This window comes from Phenylobacterium sp., from assembly GCF_035309685.1.
Taxonomy (GTDB): domain Bacteria; phylum Pseudomonadota; class Alphaproteobacteria; order Caulobacterales; family Caulobacteraceae; genus Phenylobacterium.
In genome coordinates this window covers 57,822-81,987 of record NZ_DATGEX010000067.1, presented here as the reverse complement: position 1 = coordinate 81,987, position 24,166 = coordinate 57,822, and the positions used below count along the sequence as shown (strand labels likewise).

The following is a 24,166-nucleotide window of genomic DNA, read 5'->3' as shown; positions in this document are numbered from 1 at the left end:
TTCGCTTCGCTACGGCCGGGATGACGGGTAAGGAGCGGTATGGCCGTCGTAGACCTGCTCGAACTCCCTGCCCTGTTGCCGCAGTACGCGCCGCTGGCAGGCCTCGATCTGGGCGAAAAGACCATCGGGGTCGCGGTCTCCGACGCGACGCGGTCGATCGCCACGCCGCTGGAGCTGATCCGCAAGGTGAAGTTCACGGACGATGCGAATGCGCTCTTCAAGCTGATGGAAAGCCGCGGCGCGGCCGGCATCATCATCGGCCTGCCGGTCAACATGGACGGGACCGAGGGGCCGCGCTGCCAGTCCAGCCGGGCGTTCGCCCGCAACCTGTTGCGCCTCAAGGACATCCCCATCGCCTTCTGGGACGAGCGGATGAGCTCGATGGCCGTCAACCGCATGCTGATCGACGAGGCCGACATGAACCGCGCCCGCCGCGGCGAGGTGGTCGACAAGGCGGCGGCGGGGTGGATCCTGCAGGGCGCGCTGGATCGCTTAAGGAACGCCTAGAGCCCGCCGGCGAACAGGTCGACCTTGCCGATCTGGACGCCCTTGGACCGCAGGATGCCGTAGGCCGTCGACAGGTGGAAATAGAGGTTGGTGGTGGCGAAGACCGTCAGCCACTGACCGGCTGGAAGGGTCGGCGTCATGCCATTGCCGATCTCGACCGTCAGGGGTGCGTCGTCGCGGCCGGCGAACTGCTCGGGCGTCAGCGCGGCCAGCCAGGCCTTGGCGTCGGCGATCGCCGCGCGAAAGGCGGCGAGGTCGAGGTCGGCGTCGATGGCCGGCGGCACGTCCGCTCCGATGACGCGCGCAGTCCACTGGCGCGTGAAGTTGCACAGGACCATGGCCTGGAAGCGGAAGGGCTGCATGTCCTCGATCAGGCTCCAGTCGAGGAAAGCCTCCTCCGACCCGCCCTGCGCCTTGGCGAATTCCGCGCCCTTGTTCAGCAGATGCTCCAGGGTGACGAGCTGGCGCGCATAGAGGTCGACGAAGGTGTAGAGGCTGACGGTCATCTGGGCGTCCTGAGGTCGACGAATCCGGGTTTTGGGCGCGCAGCCTAGGCTGGCGCCGGCGCGGCGCTCAAGCCCGGCAAACCCGCCCTTCCCTCCCACGTCAAAGCCGCCTAAGACGGCGCTTTAATGAACACGGCCCCGCCTGGTCTGAACGAGGTCCTGCAAAGGACCTTCTCCTTTCCGAAAAAGCATTTCCTGTCCGCCACCGACCTGAACGAGGTCGAGGTGGCCAATCTGCTCGACCTGGCCGACGGCTTCGTCAGCCTGAACCGGCAGACCTCGAAGAAGCTCGACCTGCTCAAGGGTCGCACGCTGATGAACCTTTTCTTCGAGAATTCAACGCGGACGCAGAGTTCCTTCGAGCTGGCGGGCAAGCGGCTGGGCGCCGATGTGGTGAACATGAGCCCGCGCTCGTCGTCGATCTCCAAGGGCGAGACCCTGATCGACACGGCGGTGACCCTGAACGCCATGCAGCCGGACCTGCTGGTGGTGCGCCATTCCTCGTCCGGTGCGGCGTCCCTGCTCTCGCAAAAGGTCAGCTGCTCGGTGGTCAACGCCGGGGACGGCCAGCACGAGCACCCGACCCAGGCCCTCCTGGACGCGCTCTCCATGCGCCGCGCCTTCGGGCGGATCGCCGGGCTGAAGGTGGCGATCTGCGGCGACGTCATGCACAGCCGCGTGGCGCGCTCGAACATTGCGCTCCTGCAGATGCTGGGGGCCAACGTCCGGCTGGTCGGGCCGCCGACGCTGATCCCGCCCGCAGCAGACCGCTGGAACGTCGAGATCTTCCACGACATGCGGCAGGGCATCGCCGGCTGCGACGTGGTGATGATGCTGCGCCTGCAGCTGGAGCGTATGGACGGCGTCATGGCCCCCAGTCAGCGGGAGTATTTCCGCTTTTTCGGCCTCGACCGCGAGAAGCTCGCCTGCGCGGCGGATCATGTGCGGGTGATGCACCCTGGGCCGATGAACCGCGGCGTGGAGATCGACTCGGACGTCGCCGACGACCTTTCCGTCAGCCTCATCCAGGACCAGGTGGAGATGGGCGTCGCCGCGCGGATGGCGGTGCTGACGTCTCTGGCCGCGCGGCTGGAGAACGACCGATGACCCTCCTTCGCCAAGGCTTCGGAGGGCTCGGCCCGATGCTTCGTAGCTCCCTGGAAGGGAGCGAAGTGGCATGAGCGGGGTGACGGCCTTCGTCAACGTCCGGCTGGTCGACCCCGCCAGCGGTTACGATGGGCCGGGCAGCGTGGTCGTGGCTGAGGGCGTCATCGCTGACGTGGTGCAGGCGGGCGACCCTAAGGCGCTCGCCAAGGACGTCGAGGTGATCGACGGCCGGGGCGCGATGCTGCTGCCGGGCCTGGTGGACATCCGCGTCAAGACCGGGGAGCCGGGATCGGAAACCAAGGAGACCCTGAAGTCGGCGGCCCTGGCGGCGGCGGCGGGCGGCGTCACCTCGATGGTCGTCCAGCCGGACACCCACCCGGCGGTCGACGAGCCCTCGGTGGTGGACTTCATTCTGCGCCGCGCCCGCGACATCGAGCTGGTGAAGGTCTACCCGGCCGGCGCCGCCACCAAGGGCGCGCAGGGCGAGCGGATGGCCGAGATCGGGCTGATGGCCGAGGCCGGCTGCCTCTACATCACCGACGCCGACCGGCCGATCGTCGATTCCAAGGTGCTGCGGCGCGTGCTCTCCTACGCCAAGGCGTTCGGGGTGCTGGTGGCGCACCGCCCGGCCGACCCGTGGCTCTGCGCCGGCGCGGCGGCCAGCGAGGGCGAGTTCGCCTCGCGCATGGGCCTGCCCGGCGCCCCGGCCATCGCCGAGAAGATCATGCTGGAGCGGGATCTGGCGCTGGTGGAGCTGACCGGGGCCCGCCTGCTGGTCGACCAGCTGACCACCGCCGACGCCATCGAGAGCTTCCGCCGCGCCCGCGCCAGGGGCCTGCCGGTGACCGCCACGACCTCGATCAACCACCTGTCGTTCAACGAGATCGACATCGGCGACTACCGCACCTTCTGCAAGGTCGAGCCGCCGCTGCGCAGCGAGGACGACCGCCAGGCGGTGATCGAGGCGGTGGCCGCCGGCCTGATCGAGATCGTGGTCAGCGCGCATGCGCCGGCCCCGGCCGAGGACAAACGCCTGCCCTATGACGAGGCGGCGCCCGGCGCCGTCGGCCTGCAGACCCTGCTGCCCGCCCTGCTGACCTTCCACCATGAAGGCCGCATTCCGCTGATCGACCTGATCCGCACGGTGACCTGCGCGCCCGCCGACCTCCTGGGCCTGCCGCAGGGGCGCCTCGCCAAGGGCGCCCCGGCCGATCTGGTGCTCTGCGACCTCAACGCGCCGATCCTGATCGACGCCGACAAGCTGGTCTCGAAATCCAAGAACTCGCCCTTCGACGGCCGGCGCCTGCAGGGCAAGGTGCTGCGGACCGTGGTGGACGGGCGGACGGTGTTCGGGGGCTAGGCCGCCGCCTCGGGCTTCAGGCTATCGCGCAGTTCGCGGCGCAGGAACTTGCCGCTGGCGTTGCGGGGCAAGGGCGTGTCGAGGATCCAGATGTAGCGCGGGATCTTGTGCTTCGCGGTCAGCGCGGCGCAGTGCTCGCGCAGGTCCGCGGCGCTGACGTTCTGGCCCGGCCGCATGACCACGGCTGCGCCCACTTCCTCGCCCAGGCGGTCGTCGGCGACGCCGAAGACGCTGCATTCGGCGACGCCGTCGTGCTGGTGCAGCACCGCCTCGACCTCGGCGCAGTAGATGTTCTCGCCGCCGCGCAGGACCATGTCCTTCTTGCGGTCGACCAGAAACAGGAAGCCGTCGGCGTCCATATAGGCCACGTCGCCGGTGTGCAGCCAGCCGTCGGTGATGCTCTCGGCCGTGGCTTCCGGGCGGTTGATGTAGCCCTTGATCACCGGCGCGCCCTTGACCCACAGCTCGCCCGACTGGCCGGGGCCGAGCGTCTCGCCGTCCTCGCCGACGATGCGAACGTCGAAGGTCGGCATGGCGCGGCCGCAGCTGGCCGGCTTGTCGATGAAGAAGTCGCCGGCCACCGCGGTGATGATGCCGCAGGTCTCGGTCATGCCGTAGCCGGTGTTGGGCCGGGCGGTGGCGACCGCGGAGTCGATCTTCGAGACCAGGTCCGGCTGCAGCTGAGCGCCGCCGCCGCCGACGGTCAGCAGGCTGGAGGTGTCATACTTGGCGAAATCCGGGTGGGTGACCAGTTCGCGCGCCATCACCGGCACGCCGCTGACCGCCGAAATCCGCTCGCGCTGGATCAGCTCCAGGGCTTCGGTGGCGTCCCAGCGGTACATCAGCACCATCTTGCCGCCGCCCGCCGTGGTGGCGTAGCCCGAGCAGTTGTTGGCGGTGACGTGGAACAGCGGCGTGGTGATCAGGGTCGCCGGGATCGGCGCCGGCGCGTTCGGGTCAATGGCGACGCCGGTGGCCATGGCCGTGGCCAAGGCCTGAGCCTGGCCCTGGAAGACCATGTTGAACAGGTTGGAGACGCAGCCCCGGTGGGTGAGCTGCGCGCCCTTCGGAAAGCCGGTGGTGCCGGAGGTGTAGAAGATGCAGGCGTCGGCGTCGGGATCGACCTCCACGTCCGGCAGTTCGCCGCCAAACGCCCCGACCTCGGCCCAGGCGGTCGAACCAGCGGGCGCGTTGTCGGCGCGCACGGCGACGAGGACGGCGTCGCCCAGCATGCCGGGCTGTTCGGCCAGGCGCGCGATGCGCTCGGCGTCGGCGAACAGCACCTTGGGTTTGGCGTCGTCCAGGCCGTAGGCCATCTCGGTGGCGGTCCACCAGGCGTTCATGCCGACCACGGCGACGCCGATGCTGACTCCGGCCCAGTAGATCAGCATCCACTCCGGATAGTTGCGCATGGCGATGGCGATGCGGTCGCCGGGCTTCACGCCGACGCTCATCAGCCAGTTGGCGATCGAGGCCACCTGGCGGTGCGCCTCGCCATAGGTGATCCGTTCGTCGCCATAGACCAGGTAGTCGCGCTCGGCGAAGGCGGCCGTGGAGAGCCAGAGGGCGCGGATATTGGGCGGCGCGTTCTTGAACGACTTCAGCCGGGCGCCGCGCACCTCGATCTCGGCGATCTCGAACGGCGCGCCGGGCGCCGTCAGATCGGCCCAGGCCTGATTTAGTTCCGCGTAGTGCATCCTACCCTCGACTGCGTTTCGCCACGACTTGCGGCTCTTACGGCCGATTGCCCCCTCCCATAGGCGAAGGGCGGTGGCGAAAGAAAGCCCATGTCGGCGATTTCGCCGGATGACGTGGCGGCAGCCCGGAGCCTCAGTCCCCTGTCGGGACCACGCCGGCTTTCTCGACCATCAGCATGACGGTCCGGCGGGGCGCGCGGGTGCGGTGCAGGACGCCCTTGGGCACGGTGAAGCCCTGGTCCGGTGCCAGGCCGACGGTCTTGCCCTCCAGGTCGATGTCAAGGTGGCCGGAGACGACGTAGAAGAACTCGTCCTCCTCATCGTGCTTGTGCCAGTGGAACTCGCCCTCGATCACCGCCAGGCGGACCACCGCGTCGTTGACCTGGCAGAGCGTGCGGTTCCACCAGGGCGTCTGGGCGGCGGCGAGCGCGCCGACGTCGATGTGCTGCAGGGGCTCATAGAGGGCCTGGGTCTCGATGTCGTAGCGGTCGTCTGAAAGGCTCTCTGGCTTGTCCATCGGCGCGGCTCCCTCTAATCAGGACGAACTGTATCGCCACTTAGCCATCTGGCAATATGCCTATTGTCGACGCCCTGAAAGCGCTGGGAAACGACCGCCGCCTGCTGATCTTGGATTGGCTGAAGGCCCCGCGCGCCCATTTCCGCGAGCAGGTGGACGGCGATCTGGTCGACGACGGCGTCTGCGGCCTGCTGATCGCCGAGAAGCTGCAGGTGAGCCAACCGACGCTCAGCGAGCACATGCGCATCCTGGTGGCCGCCGAACTGGTGATCCCCAAGCGGATCAAGCAGTGGACCTTCTACCGGCGGAACGAGGCCAAGATCGCCGCGCTCAAGGCGACTTTCGCGGCGGAGGTCTAGGCGCTACGACTCCCGGCCTCGGGGGAAGCGTCCATGTTCGAAGGCCTCACCACCATCCAGCTCGGCGCCGCGGTCGTGGGCGGATACCTGCTGGGCTCGATCCCGTTCGGGGTGATCGTGATGAAGGCGGCTGGCGCGGGCGATCCGCGCGCCATCGGCTCGGGCAACATCGGGGCGACCAACGTGCTCAGGAGCGGGCGGCGCGACCTGGCGGCGCTGACCCTGCTGGGCGACGGCGGCAAGGGGGCGCTGGCCGTGCTGGTCGCATGGCTCGCCACGCGGAGCTTAAGCGACGCGGCGCAGGGCGTGCTCACCTGCCTGGCCGGCGGCGCGGCCTTTTTTGGCCATCTGTTCCCGGTGTGGCTCGGCTTCAAGGGCGGCAAGGGCGTGGCGACCTTCTTCGGCACCCTGCTGGCGGCAGCCTGGCCGGTGGGGCTGATCGGGGGAGCGACCTGGATCGCCATGGCCTTCCTCTTCCGCATCTCCTCGCTGGCGGCGCTGACGGCGGCGCTCGTGGCGCCCATCGCGGCGCTCCTACTGCATCGCCCGGCGGTCGCGGGTCTGGCCACGGTCATGGCCGTGCTGATCTATATCCGGCACCTCCCCAACATCCGCCGCCTGCTGAAGGGCGAAGAGCCGCGGATCGGCGGTAAGAAGAGCGGCTCGTGAGCGGCAGCCTGTCGGACGCCGAGCGCCGCGACTGGCTGCGGCTGGCGCGCACCGAGAACGTCGGGCCGGTCACCTTCGACCAGCTGATCCAGCGGTTCGGGACGGCGGCGCGCGCGCTGGCCGCCCTCCCTGATCTCGCGCAACGCGGCGGACGGCGCATCGCGCTGGCGAGCGAGGCCGCCGTCGACAAGGAACTGGCGGATGGCGGCAAGCTCGGCGCGACGCTGATCGCCTCCTGCGAGACCGCCTTTCCCAAGGCGCTCGCGGCGCTCGATCCGCCGCCGCCGCTGATCTGGGCGCGAGGCCGGGTGGAGATGCTCGATCGCACCAGCGTCGCCATCGTCGGCGCGCGGGTGGCGTCCGCCGCAGGCCAACGGTTCGCCCGCGGCCTGGCCAGCGAACTGGGCCAGAGCGGCCAGGTCATCGTCTCGGGCCTGGCGCGCGGCATCGACGCCGCCGCGCACGAGGGCGGTCTGCCCACCGGCACGGTGGCCGTGCTCGGCGGCGGGGTGGACGACATCTATCCGCCGGAGCACCGCGACCTCTACGCGCGCATCGTGGACGCCGGCTGCGTGGTCTCGGAGAGCGAGCCCGGCCGGGCCGCCGTGGCCCGCGACTTCCCACGCCGCAACCGGATCATCTCCGGGCTCTGCCGCGCTGTCGTGGTGGTGGAGGCCGAGATGCGCTCCGGCTCGCTGATCACCGCCAGGCTCGCGGCCGAACAGGGGCGCGAGGTGCTGGCGGTCCCAGGCTCGCCGCTCGACCCGCGCGCCAAGGGGACCAACGACCTGATCCGCCAGGGCGCGGCGCTCTGCGAAGGCGCGGAGGATGTGCTGCGCGCCCTGGAGGGCCTGCGCGGCTTCCGGGAACCCGAACGCGGCGCCTATGACGGCCTGCCGGCCAACGACCCAGACGATCGCCTGCGTGAGGCCGTCGCCGCCCTGCTCTCACCGACCCCGGTCTCCCGCGACGAGATCGTCCGCGCCACCGGCGCCGCGCCGGCCGCGGTGTTCGCCGCCCTGGTGGAATTGTCCCTGGCCGGGCGCTGCGAGTTGCAGCCCGGCGGCATGGTCTCGTCCAGCTAACGCCGCAATCCGACCGCAAGCCGCTGAAATATTTGCGGTAGGGACCGGGGCTAACGTGAAGCCTCAAAAACCAAGTCGGAGACCACCTCTATGAAGCTCAGGATCGCAATCGCTCTTTCCACGCTGGCCCTCGCCGGCGCGGCCTTCGCCCAGCAGCCGGCCGGCGGCGGCGGTGGTGGGCAGGGCCCCTCGCCGGAAATGCAGGCCGCACGTCAGGCCATGATGCAGGCCTGCTCGGCCGACATGAAGTCGCTCTGCGACGGCAAGCAGGGCCGCGAAATGATGCAGTGCCTGCGCGGCTCGGCCGACAAGGTCAGCGCGCCCTGCAAGGACGCCATGTCGAAGATGCCGCAGCGGCCGCCGCCGCCCGCCGGCTGATCGCCGACTCGGACACAGAGACGACTGGGCCGGCGCTCTTTCCCGGGGCGCCGGCCCTTTCGCGCCCGCCTCGTACCCAAGCCTCGAAAAAAAGAGCCCCTTTAGGGGGCTCGCGCGGCGGGGCGTTTAAGCCCCGTTGACAGGCCCTAGGGGCCAACCCCACTTTCCGCGTCCTTTACAGCCCCCGGCGACGCTGGGCGGCGCGGCCATGGAACGTCAGACCCCGCACAGATGAACATCGTCGTCGTCGAAAGCCCGGGCAAGGCCAAGCCCATCAACAAGTACCTGGGCTCTGACTATAAGGTGCTGGCCTCCTACGGCCACGTGCGCGACCTGCCGGCCAAGGACGGCTCGGTCCGCCCCGACGACGACTTCGACATGAGCTGGGAAGTCGACGCCAAGGCCGCCAAGCGGCTGGCCGACATCGTGGCCGCGCTGAAGGGCGCCAAGACCCTGATCCTCGCCACCGACCCCGACCGCGAGGGCGAGGCGATCTCCTGGCACGTGCTGGAGGTGCTGAAGAAGAAGAAGGCGCTGAACGGGGTCGCCGTGCAGCGGGTCACCTTCAACGCGATCACCAAGACCGCGGTCACCGAGGCCATGAAGGCGCCGCGTGACATCGACATGGAGCTGGTCGACGCCTACCTGGCGCGCCGCGCGCTGGACTATCTGGTGGGCTTCACGCTCTCGCCGGTCCTGTGGCGCAAGCTGCCGGGGTCGCGCTCGGCCGGCCGCGTGCAGTCGGTGGCCCTGCGGCTCGTGGTCGACCGCGAAATCGAAATCGAGAATTTCAACACCCAGGAATACTGGACCGTCGAAGCCGACGTCTCGGCCGGCGGCGATCCCTTCCTGGCGCGCCTGACCAAGCATGAGGGCAAGCGCCTCACCAAGTTCGACCTGGGCAACGAAACCGCCGCCTTCGCCGCCCGCGATGCGGTCAAGGCCGCCAGCTTCACCGTCGCCGCCGTCGAAAAGAAGCCGGCCCGGCGTTCGCCGCCGCCGCCCTTCACCACCTCGACCCTGCAGCAGGAGGCGGCTCGCAAGCTCGGCTTCAACGCGCAGCGGACCATGCAGGCGGCGCAGAAGCTCTACGAGGGCATCGACATCGGCGGCGAGACCGTCGGCTTGATCACCTACATGCGGACCGACGGCGTCCAGACGGCCCCCGAAGCGCTCGACGAGGCCCGCGACGTGATCGGCGGCCTCTATGGCCGCGACTATGTGCCGGAGAAGGCGCGGATCTATTCCACCAAGGCGAAGAACGCCCAGGAGGCGCACGAGGCGATCCGCCCCACCAGCCTCGCCCGCAACCCCGGCAAGCTGCGCCTGGAGCCGGATCTGGGGCGGCTCTACGAACTGATCTGGAAGCGGATGATCGCGTCCCAGATGGAGAGCGCGCGGATCGAGCGCACGACCATCGACCTGGAAAGCAGCGACGGCAAAACGGCGCTGCGGGCGAGCGGCGACGTCACCCTCTTCGACGGCTACCTGGCGGTCTACGAGGAAGGCCGCGATGACGCTGACGAGGAAGCCGTCTCCAAGCTGCCGGCGGTGACGCAGGGCGCAGCGGCCAAGACCATCGCCACCCGCGCCGACCAGCACTTCACCGAGCCGCCGCCGCGCTATTCGGAAGCGAGCCTGGTCAAGAAGATGGAGGAGCTCGGCATCGGGCGGCCCTCGACCTACGCCTCGGTGCTGACCGTGCTGCGCGACCGCGCCTATGTGCGGATGGACAAGAACCGGTTCGTGCCCGAGGACAAGGGCCGCCTGGTGACCATCTTCCTGGAGGAATTCTTCAAGAAGTACGTCGAGTACGACTTCACCGCGGGCCTGGAAGAGAAGCTCGACCTGGTCTCGGCCGGCGACCTCGACTGGAAGGTCCTGCTGCGCGAGTTCTGGAAGGACTTCCATCCGAAGACCGAGGAGATCCTGGGCCTCACCACCCGCTCGGTGCTGGACACGCTCGACGAGGCCCTGGCGCCCTTCCTCTATCCGCCGAAGGCCGATGGCTCCGACGTGCGGGTCTGCCCGACCTGCGGATCGGGGCGGCTCAGCATGAAGACCAGCCGGTTCGGGCCCTTCGTCGGCTGCTCCAACTATCCGGAATGCCGCTACACCCGGCCGATCGGCGAGAAGGAGGACGGCGAGAGCCCGTCTGGCGACCGCGAGCTGGGCGTCGACGACGTCACCGGCATGACCGTCTTCCTGAAGTCCGGCCGCTTCGGCGCCTACGTCCAGCTGGGCGACGGCGAGAAGCCAAAGCGCTCAAGCCTGCCAAAGGGCTGGTCGGCGCCGGACATGGACCTGGAGAAGGGCCTGCGCCTGCTGCGCCTGCCGCGCGAGGTGGGCCTGCACCCGGAGGATCAGCAGCCGATCCTGGCCGGCATCGGCCGCTTTGGACCCTTCGTGCTGCACGCGGGCACCTACGCCAACCTGCAGGGCGCCGACGAGGTGTTCGAGGTCGGGCTGAACCGCGCGGTGACCCTGCTGGCCGAGAAGCGCTCGGGCGCCCGCGGCGGGCGCGGCGAGACCGCGGCGCTGAAGGACCTGGGCGCCCACCCGGCGGACGGCGCGCCGGTGAAGGTGCTGTCCGGCCGCTACGGCCCCTACATCAAGCACGGCGCGACCAACGCCAACGTGCCGCGCGGCACAGATCCGCTGGACGTGACCCTGGAACAGGCGGTCCTGCTGCTGGCCGAACGCGCGGCCAAGGGTGGCGGCAAGCGCAAGCCCGCCCGCGCCGCCAAGGCCAAGGCGGCGCCGAAGTCTGCGGCGGCGGGCGCCAAGGCGCCGGCCAAGAAGAAACCCGCTGCGAAGAAGAAGCCGGCGGCGAAGAAAAAGGCCTCGGCCTAACCCTTTTCCGCTCGTCCCTTCGAAAGCCGGGATCCAAGCGGACTTGCAGACACGCCGACCGCGATGATCAATCGCGGACTCAGCTTGGGTCCCGGCTGCCGCCGGGATGAGCGGAGTTTGAAATGCCCTTCACGACCGCCAACGGCCTGAAGCTGTACTACGAGCGCGCCGGCGATGGCCCGCCACTGCTGTTCATCTCCGGCACCGGCGGCGACCTGCGCAACAAGCCCAACGTGTTCGACGGGCCCTTGGCGAAGCGGTTCGACCTCTTGGCCTACGACCAGCGGGGCCTGGGACAATCGCAGAAGCCCGACCTGCCCTATTCCATGGCCGACTACGCCGATGACGCCGCGGCCCTGATGGCGACCCAGGGCTGGGATGAGGCCGCGGTGATCGGGGTCTCGTTCGGCGGGATGGTGGCCCAGGAGCTGGCGATCCGGCATCCGGAGCGGGTGAAGCGCCTGGTGCTGGCCTGCACCTCGCCCGGCGGCGCGGGCGGCGCGTCCTTCCCCTTCCACGAAATCGAGCACCTGAAGGGCGAAGCCCGCGGCCGCCACATGATCCCGATCAGCGACACGCGCCGCGACGAGGCCTGGGCCGCCGCCAACCCGGATCAGTACGCGCTCTTCGTCGCCATGGGCGCGGCGGACCCCTATGCCGACGAGCCCGGCCACGCCACGGGCGCGCATCGCCAGCTCGAAGCCCGCGCCGCGCATGACACCTGGGACCGGCTGCCGAGCATCGCCTGCCCGACCATGGTCGCGGCGGGCCGCTTCGATGGCATCGCGCTCCCGGCCACGCAGGAGAAGATGGCGGCGCGTATTCCGGGCGCGAAGCTGCAGTGGTTCGAAGGCGGCCACCTGTTCATCATCCAGGACCGCACGGCCGCGCCGGCCATGGCCGATTTCCTGACGGAGCGCTGACGCCATGGACGCCCAACTCGCCCTGCTCTGCGCGCTGACCTTCGTCATCCACCTGATCGGGGCGCTGGCCTATGCCGCGCGGATCGCCGGCGTCAGGACCCGGCGGATCGCGGTCTCCTTCGCGCTTTTCAACGTGCTGATCCTGATCTCGCGGGCCTCCAACTCCTTCCAGGGTCCGTTCCTCGGCAAGCGGATCGAACTCAGCTTGGCGCAGGGGGCCGGCGGGCATCTGCTGGGCGATTTCCGCTGGCTGCTGATGTCAGCGACGGTTGCGGCGGTGGCGGGCGCCCTGTCTGTCCCAACCTTCCAGCGGATCTTCAGCCGCGCGGTGCAGCACTTCCAGGTCCACCGTTCGCTGCCCAAGCTGCTGCTGCACGGCTTTGCCCGCGGCGGGCTCTCCTACATCCGCGACTCGGTGACCGTCCCCTCGGTCAGCCACCTGACGGGCCTGCGCCGGGAGGTCGGCGTGCCGGTCAGCGTCATCCTGCTGAACATCGGCGCCCAGACCCTCCTAACGGTGGGGGTCTTCGCGGCGCTCTACGCCGGCTATCTGGACCCACGGTTTCGGGTGACGGCGGTCAGCCTCTCGTCGGTGATCAACGGGGTGGCGACCATCCTGCTGTTCGTGTTCATCGACCCGCACCTGTCGGTGATGACTGACGACGTGATGGATGGGCGCACCAGCGAGGCGAGCTTCCGCCGCGCGGTGGTCTGGCTGTCGGCGAGCCGGGTGGCCGGGACCCTGCTGGCGCAGATCATGCTGCTGCCGGCCGCGGCGGCCATCGCGGTGATCGCCCGCTCGATCTAGCCGGGCCGAGCTAGCGGCCGCGATACTGGTCGGTGATCTGGAAGCGGTAGGTCTGCTCGATCCAGTCGGCGACTTTCGGATCGAGGTCGAGGGCCCGATCGCGGACCTTGCGGGCCCCGGCGAGGTCGCCGCGCATCGCCATCACCAGGCTGTGGCCGAAGAGGCCGCCGGCGCTTAGCGGATCGATCAGCGCCGCCTTCTGGAAGTCGGCGTCGGCGGCGGGGTTCTTGCCCAGCACCAGCTTCAGGAAGCCCCGGTCGACGATCACCGCCGCCGAAGCCGGGTTCAGCGCCACGGCGTGGTCGCACTGCTTGGGCAGCGACGGGTTCCAGCGGCCCCGGGCGCCGGCCGCGCAGACCCAGGCGGCAAGGTCGGGATCCTTCGGACTGGCGTCGGCCTGGGCGATCAGGTTGTCGGGTGGCGACTGCACGTCGCGCTGGGCGGCCTTGTAGCCCTGCGCCACGCGCAGGCCGGTCGGCGGCGCGGCGGCGCAGACCGCCGCGACCTCGGCGTCCAGGCCGTCGGCGGCGCGGCCGACCGTGCTCGTCAGGATCTCGCTGTTCACCAGCTTGCCCGCGCTGTCGTACTCCCCGGCCATCTCGTCGCGGATCGAATGCGCGGCGCAGTCGATGGTCTCGCGCTTCACCTGGAAGGCGTAGCGGTCGTTGATCGCCTTGGGACCGGTCCCGACCAGCAGCACCGTGGCCTGGGCGGTGGTCCCGGTCTTCGCCGTGGCGTCCGGCGCGAGGTAGCGCGCCTGGGCCAGGTGGGACTCCAGTTCCTCAAGCTTGCCTGTGGGCAGCGGCGGCGCGGCGGTCGCCACAGCCGGCCCAGCCCCGCCGGAAGACCCTCCGCGCAGGAACAGCCAGACCGCGGCCGCGCCCATCACCACCACCAGCCCGACGAAGACCAGCGCGAGCGTCGGATTCGATTTCCGCTTCGCCATTAGGTGTTTCCCCTCTGAGCGCCTATATGACCCTCGCGCCCTTGTGCGCCGAAGATTGCCGCGAACCGCGCAGCCGGTCCATCGACCGCCGCGACGCCGGCCTTATTTGATCCTTCCATTCCGATCCTGAAGATCGCTACCGAAAGGTGCTAAGCACCCCCTATGCCTAAGACACGCGCCCCCAAGGGCTCACGTTTCCAGAACAACCCCGCCGGCAAGAGCGCCGACGCTTCCGCGGCCAAGCCGGCCGCCCATCATCCCAAGAAATCCGCACACAAGTCCGCGTCCAAGGGCGCGCCACGGCCGCAACGCGGCATCCCCGACCGCGACACCCTGCTCAAGTACATCCGTGAAGGCGGCGAGACCGACAAGGCGACGCTGGCCAAGGTCTTCGGCCTGAAGGGCGAGGAGCGCCGGGCATTGCGCCAGATGCTGCAGACCCTGCAGGAGGACGGCGCGCTCGCCAAACGCGGCCGGCGCGGCTTCGCCGAGGTTGGCGCCCTGCCCGAGGTCGGCGTCGTCGACGTGATCGAACGCGACGCCGACGGCGACCTCTTGGTCAAGCTGACCAAGGGCGAAGACGCCCCGCTGGTGGCCCTGGCCCCGGCCCGCAAGGGCGACGTTGGGCCCGCACCGGGCCTCGGCGACCGCCTGCTGGTCCGCTTCGTGAAGCTGGAGAGCGGCGAACACGAGGCGCGGCTGATCAAGTCGCTGGGCGCCGGCGCGCAACGCATCCTGGGCGTCATCCGCAAGTCCCATCGCGAGGTGCGGGTCGAGCCGGTGGACCGCCGGTCCAAGGACACGCTGCTGCTGACCGACCCCACGGCCCAGGAACTGCGCGACGGCGATCTGGTGCTGGCCCAGGCCACCGCCGCCGAGACCCGTTTCGGGCCCAAGCGCGGCAAGCTCCTGGAGGTCATCGGCCGCGAGGACGAGCCGCGCGCCGCCTCCCTGCTGGCCATCCATGCCCACGGCATCCCGACCGGCTTTTCGCCCGCCGCCGAGGCCGAAGCCGCCGCCGCCCAACCGCCGACGCTGAGCGGTCGCGAGGACCTGCGCGACGTCCCCTTCATCACCATCGACCCGGCCGACGCCCGCGACCACGACGACGCGGTCTACGCCGAGCCCGACACCGACGAGAAGAACCCCGGCGGCTGGATCGTCTGGGTGGCCATCGCAGACGTCGCCGCCTACGTGCGGCCCAACTCGGCGCTGGACGAGACGGCGCGCGAGAAGGCCAACAGCGTCTATTTCCCCGACCGCGTGGAGCCCATGCTCCCCGAAGTGCTCTCGAACGGCCTCTGCAGCCTGCGGGAAGGCGAGAACCGCGCCTGCATGGCTGTGCGCATGGTCTTCGGCGCCGACGGCCGCAAACGCAGCCACAGGTTCGTCCGCGGCCTGATGCGCTCGGCCGCCAAGCTCTCCTACGAGCAGGCCCAGGCGGCCGCCGACGGCGCGCCGGACGACAAGACCGGCCCGATCGCCAAGACGATCATCGCGCCGCTCTACGCGGCCTATGCGGTGCTGAAGAAGGGCCGCGACGCCCGCTCGCCGCTGGCCATCGAAAGCGCTGAGCGGCGCATCGTCATCTCCAAGGACGGCGAGGTCGCCTCGATCACGCCCCGCGCCAGCCTCGAGGCCCACAAGCTGATCGAGGAGATGATGATCCAGGCCAATGTCTCGGCGGCGGAAACGCTGGAAGCCAAGCGCACGCCGCTGATCTACCGCATCCACGACACGCCGAGCGCCGAGAAGGTCCAGGCGCTGGCCGACTTCCTGCAGACGCTGGACATCGCCTGGTCGAAGGGCGAGGCGCCGCGCACCGACCGCTTCAACAAGCTGTTGAACGAGACGCGGGGCACGGAACACGCCGACATCGTCAACGAGGTGGTGCTGCGCACCCAGATGCAGGCGATCTATTCGACGGAGAACATCGGCCACTTTGGCCTGAACCTGGCGAAGTACGCCCACTTCACCTCGCCGATCCGCCGCTACGCCGACCTGATCGTCCATCGCGGGCTGATCACCGCGCTCGGCCTTGGCTCCGACGGGCTGAGCGAGCGCGATATCCAGAAGATGAAGGACACCGCTGAGAGCATCACCTTCGCCGAGCGCCGCGCCATGGCCGCCGAGCGCGACGCCACCGACCGCTATGTGGCCGCCTTCCTGGCCGACCGGGTCGGCGCGGAGTTCGACGGAAGGATCACCGGCGTCACGCGCTTTGGCCTGTTCGTGCGGCTGGACGAGACCGGCGCCGACGGCCTGGTCCCGGTCTCCAAGCTGGGCGGCGAGTACTTCGTGCACGACGACAAGAGCCACGCCCTGGTGGGCGAGCGCACCGGCGCGCGCTGGCCGCTGGGCATGACGGTGACCGTCAAGCTGATGGAGGCCACCCCGATCACCGGCGGCCTCTTGTTCGGCATGGTCAGCGAGCCGCTGGCGGCCAACCCGACCGCGCCCCGGCCCCGCCTGGGCATGCGAGCCCGCGGCGACCACCGGCCGGGCGGCGGCGGGCCGAAACCCGGCGGCGGCTTCCGCGGCCCCAAGCGCGGGCCGCAGGGCCGGCCGAAGAACATCCGCACCGGCAAGAAGGGCGGGCCCCGGCGCTAAACGAGGGGGGCCGCTAGGCCGGGCTGGACGCCGCCGCCGGCTTCAGGAACCGCGCATAGAGGGCGATCTGCAGCGGGATCAGCACGAAGCTGAACTGCGCCCAGTGCAGCCGGTGGAAGAGCAGAAGGACGATGCCGAGGCCGAAGGCGACGCCGGGGCTGGCGGCGCGGGCCGCGCGGTAGAGCCTCTCGCGCGGCGTGCAGCCGCCCATCAGCCGCCCGCCGTCGCGCGAAACCGTCAGCACCAGGGCGAGGTTCGCTAGCGAGCTCGCCAGCATGACCCCGCAGTACATTCCCCAGGGGAACGGCGCGTTGAGGTCCCTGCCCCACCAGGCCGTGGCGAAGGGGATCAGGCAGACCGGGAACATGAAGGCCAGGTTGGCCACGGCGGTCGGCCAATCGAAGTGGCGCAGGCGCCGCGTGGTCGCCAGGTGCGCGATCCAGAACACCCCGATCACCACGAAGCTCATGACGAGCGCGAAGAAGTGCCCGGCCATGCTCTGCAAGGCTGCGTCATTGCCTGCCACGCTCGCGAAAGCTGGTGGCCGCAGGTCCAGGATCATCAAGGTCATGACGATGGCGAACACCGCGTCGGTGAAGAAGATCACGCGGTTCAGCAGCCGCTCGTCGATGGTCTCGTGCTTGGTGACGTTGCTCTCGCCGCTGTCGCTCATGACGCTCCCCGAACTCGCAGGGGCATGATGCCGCGCGCCGCCGGCTTCCGCAAAGGCGCCCTTCCCTTCGCCCGGCGCGCGGCCATACAGTTGTTTGATGACCGATGACGCCGCCGCCGAGACCATGACCAGAAAGCCCGAGGGCCCGCCGAGGGTCCCGGGCGCCCGCGCCGTGCGGCCGAAGAACGCCGCCACCGTAATGATCATCCGCCGCGATGCGAAGAAGCCGCGCGTGCTGATGGGCAAGCGCCACGGCGGCCACAGCTTCATGCCCGACCGCTGGGTGTTCCCGGGCGGCCGCATCGACCGCTCCGACTACCGCGCGCCTGCCGCGACCGAGATGAAACCGGACGTCGCCGCCGTCTTCGACGCCTATCTGCCGGCCGGCCGGGGGCGCGCGCTCGCCGCGGCCGCCGTGCGAGAAACCTGGGAGGAGACGGGTCTGCTACTGGCCCAGCCCGCGCCTGTGCGGCCCGCCGCCGGGCCCTGGCGGGACTTCGTGGCGCAGGGCGCGCTGGCCGACCTCGCCGCCGTGGACGTGATCGCGCGCGCCATCACGCCCCCCAGCGTCGGCAAGCGCTTCGACACCTGGTTCCTGCTGGCCGACGCGGAGCGGCTGATGAGCCTCGACCGCCAGGCCGACTGCGGCGAGCTGGAAGAGATCGCCTGGGTCGATTTCGACGAGGCGCAGAGCCTCCCGCTGCCGACCGTCACCCGGATGATGCTGAAGGAAGCGGTGCTGCGGATGGACGATCCGAGCCGGCCCAAGCCCTTCATGCGGTTCCGTCAGGGCGCCATGCGGCCCGACAAGCTCTAGCGGCTCATTCGCCGCACGCCATTGACTTTAGGCCGCGGATTCGTATTTTCCGCGGCTCTTCGAACACCTAGCCGCGGGCCCGCCCGTCCGGCCCCGCCCAAGGACCCGCCATGGCGAAGCCCGCCTCCATAAAGATCCGCCTGAATTCGTCGGCGGACACCGGCTTCTTCTACGTCACCAAGAAGAACGCCCGCACCAAGACCGACAAGCTGGTCATGAAGAAGTACGACCCGGTCGTGCGCAAGCACGTGGAATTCCGCGAAGGCAAGATCAAGTAGCTTAGTCAAACCTTTGATTGGTTTCTGAAAACGCCCGGGTCAGCCCGGGCGTTTTTCGTTTGGGCTGGCCCCTCTTGAGAGGCCTCTGAGATGCCTGCACTCTCCCGCGATCAGCGTCGGCGCTTCGACGAGCGTGGCCTCGTTCGCCTCGAAGGCCTGATCGCCCGCGCCGACGCCGAGACCCTGGCCGACCGGCTCTGGGGCGAACTCGCCCGCAGGCACGGCATCCGCCACGGCGAGCCGGCCACCTGGACCGCTGAGCGGCCCGCGCAGCTCGGCGCCTTCCAGAAGACCGGCGCCTTCAACGCCATGGCGACGGACGAGGTGCGGGCGATCCTGGACGAGCTGATCGGGCGCGGCGCCTGGATCGAGCCGGGCGGCTGGGGCCTTCCGCTGGTCTGCTGCCCGACGCCCGGCAAGCCCTGGGCCCTGCCCCACAAGGTCTGGCATCTGGACCTGTCGCCGGCGCCGAAGCACCCCGGCCTGATCGTCGGACGGATCTTCGTCCTCTTGGCGCCGCTTCGGCCGCAGGGCGGCGGGACCCTGGTGGCCGCCGGCTCGCACCGCGCGGTCGAGGCCCTGGCGGCGCGGCGTCACGACCGGATGAGCTCTCAGGAGGTGCGTCAGGCCCTGGCGGGCGAGCATCCGTGGTTCGCGGACCTGATGGGCTCGCCGAAACGCGGCGAAGACCGCATCGCGAGGTTCATGGGCGCCGAGACGGTAGCGAACGGCGTGCCGCTGCAGGTCGAGGAGATCACCGGCGAGCCTGGCGACGTCTGGCTGATGCACCCGCACGCCCTGCACAACGGCTCGGCCAATGTGCTGGACACGCCCCGGCTGGCGCTGACCCAGACGATCTATCCGAAGGCGTGGAGCTCGGCCTACTAGGCGGCCTTGGCGATGACCCGGTTGCGGCCGTGGGCCTTGGCTTCGTACATCGCCTCGTCCGCCCGCTTGACCAGCTTGAGCGGGGTGTCCTCGGCGAGGCTCGCGGCGACGCCGATGGAGATGGTGACGGTCAACAGCTCCTCGCCGCCCATCACGCGGAAGGGCGAGCCGGCCACATGCAGGCGGATGCGCTCGGCGATGCGGTGGGCATGGGAAAGCTCGGTCTCCGGCATCACCACCACGAACTCCTCGCCGCCGAAGCGGACCGGCAGATCGATGGCGCGGACGTTGGAGGCCAGACGCACCGCGAACTCGCGCAGCACCTCATCGCCGACCCCGTGGCCGAAGCTGTCGTTGATCTTCTTGAAGTGGTCGATGTCGATGACCAGCAGGGCGACAGGATCGGAGCCGCCGACCACCGCGCGGCGGACGAGCGCGTCCAGCTGGCTTTCCATGTAGCGGCGATTGTGCAGGCCGGTGAGCTGGTCGGTGACCGCCAGTTCCAGCGACTGGTCGAGGTTCTCGCGCAGATAGTCGGTGTAGCGCTTGCGGCGGATCTGGGTCTTCACCCGCGCGGCCAGCTCCTGCGGATCGATCGGGCGCGGCAAGACGTCGTTCACGCCGATCTCCAGCGCCTTCACCAGCCTCGGCCGCTCGTCGAAGTCGACGATGGCCAGGATCGGCAGGCTGCGGGTCTGCTCGTCCGAACGGATCTGGGCGGCGAAGCGCAGGCCATCGAAGCTCTTGGCCGCGGCGTTGATGATGATCAGGTCGACCGGCCCGCGCGCCGCCAGCATGGCGGTCTCCGGTGTCGTCTCGACAACCGGTCGATGGTCGATGGCCAGTTCCGCGCAGACCCGCTGAGCCTGGCGTTCGTGGTCGTCGACGATGAGGATGCGGCCGCCCGAACCGCCGAGCCGCGAGGCGACGCCGGCGATCACCCCCATGCGCCGGCCCGAGGCCTCGCGCTGGCGCAGCTCATCGATCACCGATTTCAAGCGGGTCAGGCTGCGCACCCGGGCGAACAGCATGACGTCGTCGATCGGCTTGGTCAGAAAGTCGTCGGCGCCCGCCTCCAGCCCCGCCACGCGGTCGGCGCGGCCGTCCAGGGCGGTCAGGAGGACCACCGGGATGTGGCGGGTCTCGAGGTCGTCCTTCAGGTGGCGGCAGACGGTGAAGCCGTCCATGCCGGGCATCATGACGTCGAGCAGGATGATGTCGGGTTTTTCGGCGGCCGCGACGATCAGCGCGGTCGGGCCGTCGGGCGCGGTCAGCACCTCGTAGTACTCAGCTTCGAGCTTGGCCTGCAGCAGGCGGACGTTCGCCTCGATGTCGTCAACCACAAGGATACGCGCGGACATCGGGTCAGCCCATCAGGCGGCGGATAGTTTCAAGGAAATGTACGACCGAGATCGGTTTTGAGATGTAGGCCTCGCAGCCGCCCTCGCGAATCCGCTCCTCGTCGCCCTTCATGGCGAAGGCGGTGACCGCCACGACGGGGATCGAGGCCAGGTCGTCGTCTTCCTTGAGCCACTTCGTGACCTCGAGGCCCGAGATCTCCGGCAGCTGGATGTCCATCAGGATCAGGTCGGGCCGATGCTCGCGCGCCAACGCCAACGCCTGAAGCCCCTCACGGGTCTGCAGCGTCTCGTAGCCCTGGGCGTCGAGCAGATCATGAAAGAGCTTCATGTTCAGCTCGTTATCCTCGACGATGAGGACCTTCTTGGCCATTTAGGACCCGGCTCTTCAGTTCGTGGATCCCGCGCTGCTCGCGGACTGCCCCACCCTGGTTTGTTCATCCCATGGATATCCTTAAACTTCGTTAGCCCAAGGAGAGTCCGTGGCCGACCCTGCCGCCCAGCCAAGCGCGCCGAGCCTCCAGAACCCCTCCTTGGAGCGCTTGGGACTCGCGACCGACCGCCCCCTGGTGATCGTCGACGTGGACGAGGTGCTGGGGCTGTTCATGCTGGGCTTCGGCGCCTGGATCGCCGAGCGGGGCTATGAGCTGCGGTTCGAGCGATTCGCGCTGTTCCAGAACATCTACCGGCCGGGCGCAGTGGAGAACGTCGACCTGGCCGAGGGGCGCCAGCTGTTCGACGACTTCTTCGCCAGCGGTTGCGGCGAGCTTGAGCCGGCGCCGGGCGCGGTCGAGGCGCTGCGGCGGCTGAGGGCCAGGGCGGAGATCCTGATCCTCTCGAACGCGCCCGCCTCGGCGGAACAGCTGCGCGGGGACTGGCTGAAGAAGCACGGCCTGCCGGAGGCGCTCATCCTGTCGAGCGGGCCGAAGGGGCCGATCACCGCCGCCCTCACCGCCCAGACGCGCGGCAAGACCGCCTTTGTGGACGACCTGATCCCGAACCTGGATTCGGTGGCCGCGCATTCACCGGCGACGGCGACCTTCCAGCACGTGGCGGACCTGCGCCTGCGCCCGCTCGCGCCGCGGTCGGAGCGGCATCCGCGCATCGACGACTGGGCGGAATTGGGCGAAGCGATCGAGGCCGCGATCAGTTGAGCGCCTGCTCCAGGTCGGCGATCAGGTCGTCGACGTTTTCGACGCCCACGGACAGGCGAATGAAGGCGTCGGAGATGCCGAGTTCCTCCCGCACGTGCGGCGGGATCGAGGCGTGGGTCATGATCGCCGGATGCTCGATCAGGCTTTCGACGCCGCCCAGGCTCTCGGCGAGGGTGAAGAGCTCGGTGCGCTCCAGCATCCGCAGAGTCCCTTGCAGGTCACGGTCGAGGACGACGCTGACCATGCCGCCGAAGCCATGCATCTGGCGCCTGGCGAGCTCGTGCTGCGGATGGCTGGCGAGGCCCGGATAGATCACCTGCTTCACGGCAGGGTGCGCCTCCAGGTGCTCCGCGATGGCGAGCGCGTTGGAACAGTGGCGCTCCATGCGCAGCGCCAGCGTCTTGACGCCTCTGAGCGCCAGGAAGCTGTCGAAGGGGCCGGCGACAGAGCCCACGGCGTTCTGCAGGAAGGTCAGCTGGTCGGCGACCTCTCCTTCCTTCCCCGCCACGACCACGCCGCCGACCACGTCGGAGTGGCCGTTCAGGTATTTGGTGGTCGAGTGCATCACCATGTCGAAGCCGAACTCCAGCGGCCGCTGGCAGTAGGGGCTCGCGAAGGTGTTGTCGGCGGCGATCAGGATGCCCCGCGACTTGGCGAGCGCCGCCAGGGCTTCCAGGTCGGCCAGGCGCAGCATCGGGTTGGTGGGCGTCTCGACCCAGATCAGCCGGGTCTTGGGCGTGACCGCGGCCTCGACGGCGGCCATGTCGGCGAGGTCCACGAAGCTGAACGTCAGGCCGGCGGAGCGCTTGCGCACCTTGTCGAACAGCCGGAACGAGCCGCCGTAGAGGTCGGACGAGGCGATCACATGCGCGCCGGCGTCGAGCAGTTCCAGGATCGTGCCGATGGCGGCCAGGCCCGAGGCGAAGGCGTAGCCCTTCACGCCGCTCTCCAGGTCGGCGACGCAGCGTTCGAAGGCGTAGCGGGTCGGATTGTGGCTGCGGCTGTACTCGAAGCCCTTGTGCACGCCCGGGCTTTCCTGGGCGTAGGTCGAGGTGGCGTAGATCGGCACCATGACCGCGCCCGTGGTCGGGTCGGTCTGCTGGCCGCCGTGGATCGCCCGCGTCTCGAACGCCAGGCGATTGGAACCGTCCGTCATGGTGTCTCCGAGCAGCCGGCCTTAAGCGCGGCGCAGGTGGTTGATCAGGTCGACGCGGGTGATCAGGCCCAAGAACTCGCGGCCTTCGAGGACGATGGCCACCTCGTCACGTTCGAATATGGGGATGAGGGCGTCCAGGGGCTCATTGGCCTGCAGGGTGTTCAGCTTGGCGACCATGGCGCTGGCCACGCGGTCGCTGAAACGGTCGTGGCCGCCTTCGACCGCGGCCAGGAGGTCGCTCTCGTCCAGTAGGCCGATCAGCCGTCCGTCGTCGAGAACCGGCAGCTGGCTGACGTCGGCGGTGCGCATCCGCTTGTAGGCGGTGTCGAGCGTGTCGTCGGGGCCGACGGTCTCGGCGCCGCCCAGCTGGGCGTTGCGGGCCACGAGGTCCCGCAGCGAGCCGGTGATCGGCCGGTCGGTCAGACCCTGGTCGGAGAGCCAATGGTCGTTGAAGACCTTGGAGAGGTACTTGTTGCCGCTGTCGCAGACGAAGGTCGCCACCCGCTTGGGCGTCGTCTGGGCCTGGCAGTAGCGCAGCGCCGCCGCCAGCAGGGTCCCTGAGGACGAGCCGCCGAGCACGCCAGCCTTGGACAGGAGGTCGCGGGCCGCCTGCACGCTCTCGCGGTCGGTGACCGAGAAGGCGTTCCCCATCTTCACTAGGTCCAGGTCGCAGTTGTCGGGCACGAAGTCCTCGCCGATGCCTTCGACGATCCAGGACCCTGGCACGACCGTTTCATTGCGGTTGATCAGGGGCTCCAGGATCGAGCCCGCCGGGTCGGCCAGCACCATCTCGGTCTTCGGACTGACGCGGGCGAAGTAGTGGCCAAGGCCCGACAGCGTGCCGCCGGAGCCGACGCCGACCACGATGGCGTCGACGTCGCCGTCGAGTTGTTCGAAGAGCTCGGGGCCGGTGGTTGTCTCGTGGGCCAGCGGGTTCGCCGGATTGCTGAACTGGTTCATGTAGACCGCGCCCGGCATGTCGTCGGCCAGGCGCTGGGCGATGTCCTGGTAGTAGTCCGGATGGCCCTTGCCGACGTCGCTGCGGGTGATGCGCACGTCGACGCCCAGGCCCCTCAAGTGCTGGATCTTCTCGCGCGCCATCTTGTCCGGCACCACCAGCACCAGCCGGTAGCCCTTGAGGATGCCCACCTGCGCCAGGCCCAGGCCCGTGTTGCCGGCGGTGGCCTCGATGATCGTGCCGCCCGGCTTCAGGCGGCCGTCGGCTTCCGCCGCCTCGATCATGGTGCGCGCGATGCGGTCCTTGATGGACCCGCCCGGATTGGCGCTCTCCAGCTTGGTGAAGAGGCGGCACGGCCCGGTGTCGAACATGCCGGTCAGCTCCAGCACCGGGGTGCGGCCGATCAGGTCGAGGGCCGAGGTCACCGGTGCGGGCGCGTGGGTCTCGGGGGCGGAGGTCTTGGCGGCGGGAATCATCTTCAGAACCGACTCCGTGCGAACGGCCATCACTACCCCACATGGGCTCAACGCAACATCCTTGCGCTGAGATGCGCCGGCCG

Annotated in this window: 24 protein-coding genes; 15 read left to right on the top strand and 9 right to left on the bottom strand. The window is 69.4% G+C overall.

What is annotated here, in order from left to right; genetic code table 11:
- The first annotated feature begins 39 nt into the window (after positions 1-39).
- On the top strand, positions 40-507 hold the full coding sequence (gene ruvX / locus VKQ35_RS21700) for a Holliday junction resolvase RuvX (protein ID WP_324365053.1): 468 nt from the start codon (positions 40-42) through the stop codon (positions 505-507).
- Here ruvX and VKQ35_RS21695 read toward each other — a convergent pair.
- Positions 504-1,013, bottom strand: a complete 510-nt coding sequence (locus VKQ35_RS21695; protein WP_324365051.1) for a DUF1993 domain-containing protein — start codon at positions 1,011-1,013, stop codon at positions 504-506. The genes ruvX and VKQ35_RS21695 overlap by 4 nt on opposite strands.
- 126 nt (positions 1,014-1,139) lie before the next feature.
- Here VKQ35_RS21695 and VKQ35_RS21690 point away from each other — a divergent pair, with 126 nt between their 5' ends.
- Positions 1,140-2,120, top strand: coding sequence for an aspartate carbamoyltransferase catalytic subunit (locus VKQ35_RS21690; RefSeq protein ID WP_324365049.1), 981 nt, complete (start codon positions 1,140-1,142; stop codon positions 2,118-2,120).
- A 70-nt stretch (positions 2,121-2,190) separates the two neighbouring features.
- The gene (gene pyrC / locus VKQ35_RS21685) at positions 2,191-3,480 is read left to right on the top strand and encodes a dihydroorotase (protein WP_324365047.1); all 1,290 of its coding nucleotides are present in this window, start codon (positions 2,191-2,193) and stop codon (positions 3,478-3,480) included.
- Here pyrC and VKQ35_RS21680 read toward each other — a convergent pair.
- Both VKQ35_RS21680 and VKQ35_RS21675 read right to left on the bottom strand, forming a co-directional pair.
- A complete protein-coding gene (locus VKQ35_RS21680) occupies positions 3,477-5,177 on the bottom strand; it encodes a class I adenylate-forming enzyme family protein (RefSeq protein ID WP_324365045.1) in 1,701 nt (566 codons plus the stop codon). The two genes, pyrC and VKQ35_RS21680, sit on opposite strands and share 4 nt — an antisense overlap.
- A 133-nt stretch (positions 5,178-5,310) precedes the next feature.
- The gene (locus VKQ35_RS21675; RefSeq protein WP_324365044.1) at positions 5,311-5,694 is read right to left on the bottom strand and encodes a cupin domain-containing protein; all 384 of its coding nucleotides are present in this window, start codon (positions 5,692-5,694) and stop codon (positions 5,311-5,313) included.
- Between the two features lie 56 nt (positions 5,695-5,750).
- Between VKQ35_RS21675 and VKQ35_RS21670 the strand changes: the two genes are divergently transcribed.
- The 7 genes from VKQ35_RS21670 (at position 5,751) to VKQ35_RS21640 (ending at position 12,769) form a co-directional block, all read left to right on the top strand.
- On the top strand, positions 5,751-6,053 hold the full coding sequence (locus tag VKQ35_RS21670) for a winged helix-turn-helix domain-containing protein (RefSeq protein WP_324365042.1): 303 nt from the start codon (positions 5,751-5,753) through the stop codon (positions 6,051-6,053).
- 33 nt (positions 6,054-6,086) lie between these two features.
- Complete coding sequence (gene plsY / locus VKQ35_RS21665) at positions 6,087-6,722, top strand: glycerol-3-phosphate 1-O-acyltransferase PlsY (RefSeq protein WP_324365040.1); 636 nt, start codon at positions 6,087-6,089, stop codon at positions 6,720-6,722.
- Positions 6,719-7,807 (top strand): DNA-processing protein DprA, encoded by a 1,089-nt coding sequence (gene dprA, locus VKQ35_RS21660; RefSeq protein WP_324365038.1) that lies wholly within the window; start codon positions 6,719-6,721, stop codon positions 7,805-7,807. Before plsY ends, dprA begins: the two co-directional genes overlap by 4 nt.
- A 90-nt stretch (positions 7,808-7,897) precedes the next feature.
- The gene (locus VKQ35_RS21655; protein WP_324365036.1) at positions 7,898-8,185 is read left to right on the top strand and encodes a hypothetical protein; all 288 of its coding nucleotides are present in this window, start codon (positions 7,898-7,900) and stop codon (positions 8,183-8,185) included.
- 231 nt (positions 8,186-8,416) lie between these two features.
- Positions 8,417-11,038 (top strand): type I DNA topoisomerase, encoded by a 2,622-nt coding sequence (topA, locus tag VKQ35_RS21650; protein ID WP_324365034.1) that lies wholly within the window; start codon positions 8,417-8,419, stop codon positions 11,036-11,038.
- Between the two features lie 122 nt (positions 11,039-11,160).
- Entirely contained in the window at positions 11,161-11,961 is an 801-nt protein-coding gene (locus tag VKQ35_RS21645; RefSeq protein ID WP_324365032.1) for an alpha/beta hydrolase, read from the top strand.
- A 4-nt stretch (positions 11,962-11,965) separates the two neighbouring features.
- Positions 11,966-12,769, top strand: a complete 804-nt coding sequence (locus VKQ35_RS21640; protein ID WP_324365030.1) for a lipid II flippase Amj family protein — start codon at positions 11,966-11,968, stop codon at positions 12,767-12,769.
- 10 nt (positions 12,770-12,779) lie between these two features.
- Here VKQ35_RS21640 and VKQ35_RS21635 read toward each other — a convergent pair whose 3' ends face one another.
- The gene (locus VKQ35_RS21635) at positions 12,780-13,715 is read right to left on the bottom strand and encodes a hypothetical protein (protein WP_324365028.1); all 936 of its coding nucleotides are present in this window, start codon (positions 13,713-13,715) and stop codon (positions 12,780-12,782) included.
- A gap of 162 nt (positions 13,716-13,877) precedes the next feature.
- Here VKQ35_RS21635 and rnr point away from each other — a divergent pair, with 162 nt between their 5' ends.
- Positions 13,878-16,325: a ribonuclease R gene (gene rnr / locus VKQ35_RS21630; protein ID WP_324365026.1), complete on the top strand. Its 2,448-nt coding sequence runs from the start codon at positions 13,878-13,880 to the stop codon at positions 16,323-16,325.
- A 13-nt stretch (positions 16,326-16,338) separates the two neighbouring features.
- On the opposite strand, the gene VKQ35_RS21625 is transcribed toward rnr, so the two are convergent.
- Positions 16,339-16,998: a TMEM175 family protein gene (locus VKQ35_RS21625; protein WP_324365024.1), complete on the bottom strand. Its 660-nt coding sequence runs from the start codon at positions 16,996-16,998 to the stop codon at positions 16,339-16,341.
- 97 nt (positions 16,999-17,095) lie between these two features.
- On the opposite strand from VKQ35_RS21625, the gene VKQ35_RS21620 reads away from it, so the two are divergent.
- From VKQ35_RS21620 to VKQ35_RS21610, 3 genes are all read left to right on the top strand, one after another.
- Positions 17,096-17,815, top strand: a complete 720-nt coding sequence (locus VKQ35_RS21620) for an NUDIX hydrolase (RefSeq protein ID WP_324365022.1) — start codon at positions 17,096-17,098, stop codon at positions 17,813-17,815.
- 110 nt (positions 17,816-17,925) lie between these two features.
- Complete coding sequence (gene rpmG, locus VKQ35_RS21615) at positions 17,926-18,093, top strand: 50S ribosomal protein L33 (RefSeq protein ID WP_111458827.1); 168 nt, start codon at positions 17,926-17,928, stop codon at positions 18,091-18,093.
- Between the two features lie 90 nt (positions 18,094-18,183).
- Positions 18,184-18,981 carry a phytanoyl-CoA dioxygenase family protein gene (locus VKQ35_RS21610; protein WP_324365017.1) on the top strand — a complete coding sequence of 266 codons (798 nt, stop codon included), beginning with the start codon at positions 18,184-18,186 and terminating at the stop codon, positions 18,979-18,981.
- Here VKQ35_RS21610 and VKQ35_RS21605 read toward each other — a convergent pair.
- Positions 18,978-20,342, bottom strand: coding sequence for a PleD family two-component system response regulator (locus VKQ35_RS21605; protein ID WP_324365015.1), 1,365 nt, complete (start codon positions 20,340-20,342; stop codon positions 18,978-18,980). The genes VKQ35_RS21610 and VKQ35_RS21605 overlap by 4 nt on opposite strands.
- Before the next feature lie 4 nt (positions 20,343-20,346).
- On the bottom strand, positions 20,347-20,712 hold the full coding sequence (locus VKQ35_RS21600) for a response regulator (protein WP_324365013.1): 366 nt from the start codon (positions 20,710-20,712) through the stop codon (positions 20,347-20,349).
- 169 nt (positions 20,713-20,881) lie between these two features.
- On the opposite strand from VKQ35_RS21600, the gene VKQ35_RS21595 reads away from it, so the two are divergent.
- Entirely contained in the window at positions 20,882-21,493 is a 612-nt protein-coding gene (locus VKQ35_RS21595; protein WP_324365012.1) for a hypothetical protein, read from the top strand.
- Here VKQ35_RS21595 and VKQ35_RS21590 read toward each other — a convergent pair.
- The gene (locus tag VKQ35_RS21590; protein ID WP_324365010.1) at positions 21,486-22,649 is read right to left on the bottom strand and encodes a cystathionine gamma-synthase; all 1,164 of its coding nucleotides are present in this window, start codon (positions 22,647-22,649) and stop codon (positions 21,486-21,488) included. The two genes, VKQ35_RS21595 and VKQ35_RS21590, sit on opposite strands and share 8 nt — an antisense overlap.
- Before the next feature lie 21 nt (positions 22,650-22,670).
- Positions 22,671-24,113 carry a pyridoxal-phosphate dependent enzyme gene (locus tag VKQ35_RS21585; RefSeq protein WP_414692376.1) on the bottom strand — a complete coding sequence of 481 codons (1,443 nt, stop codon included), beginning with the start codon at positions 24,111-24,113 and terminating at the stop codon, positions 22,671-22,673.
- Positions 24,114-24,166 lie beyond the last annotated feature (53 nt).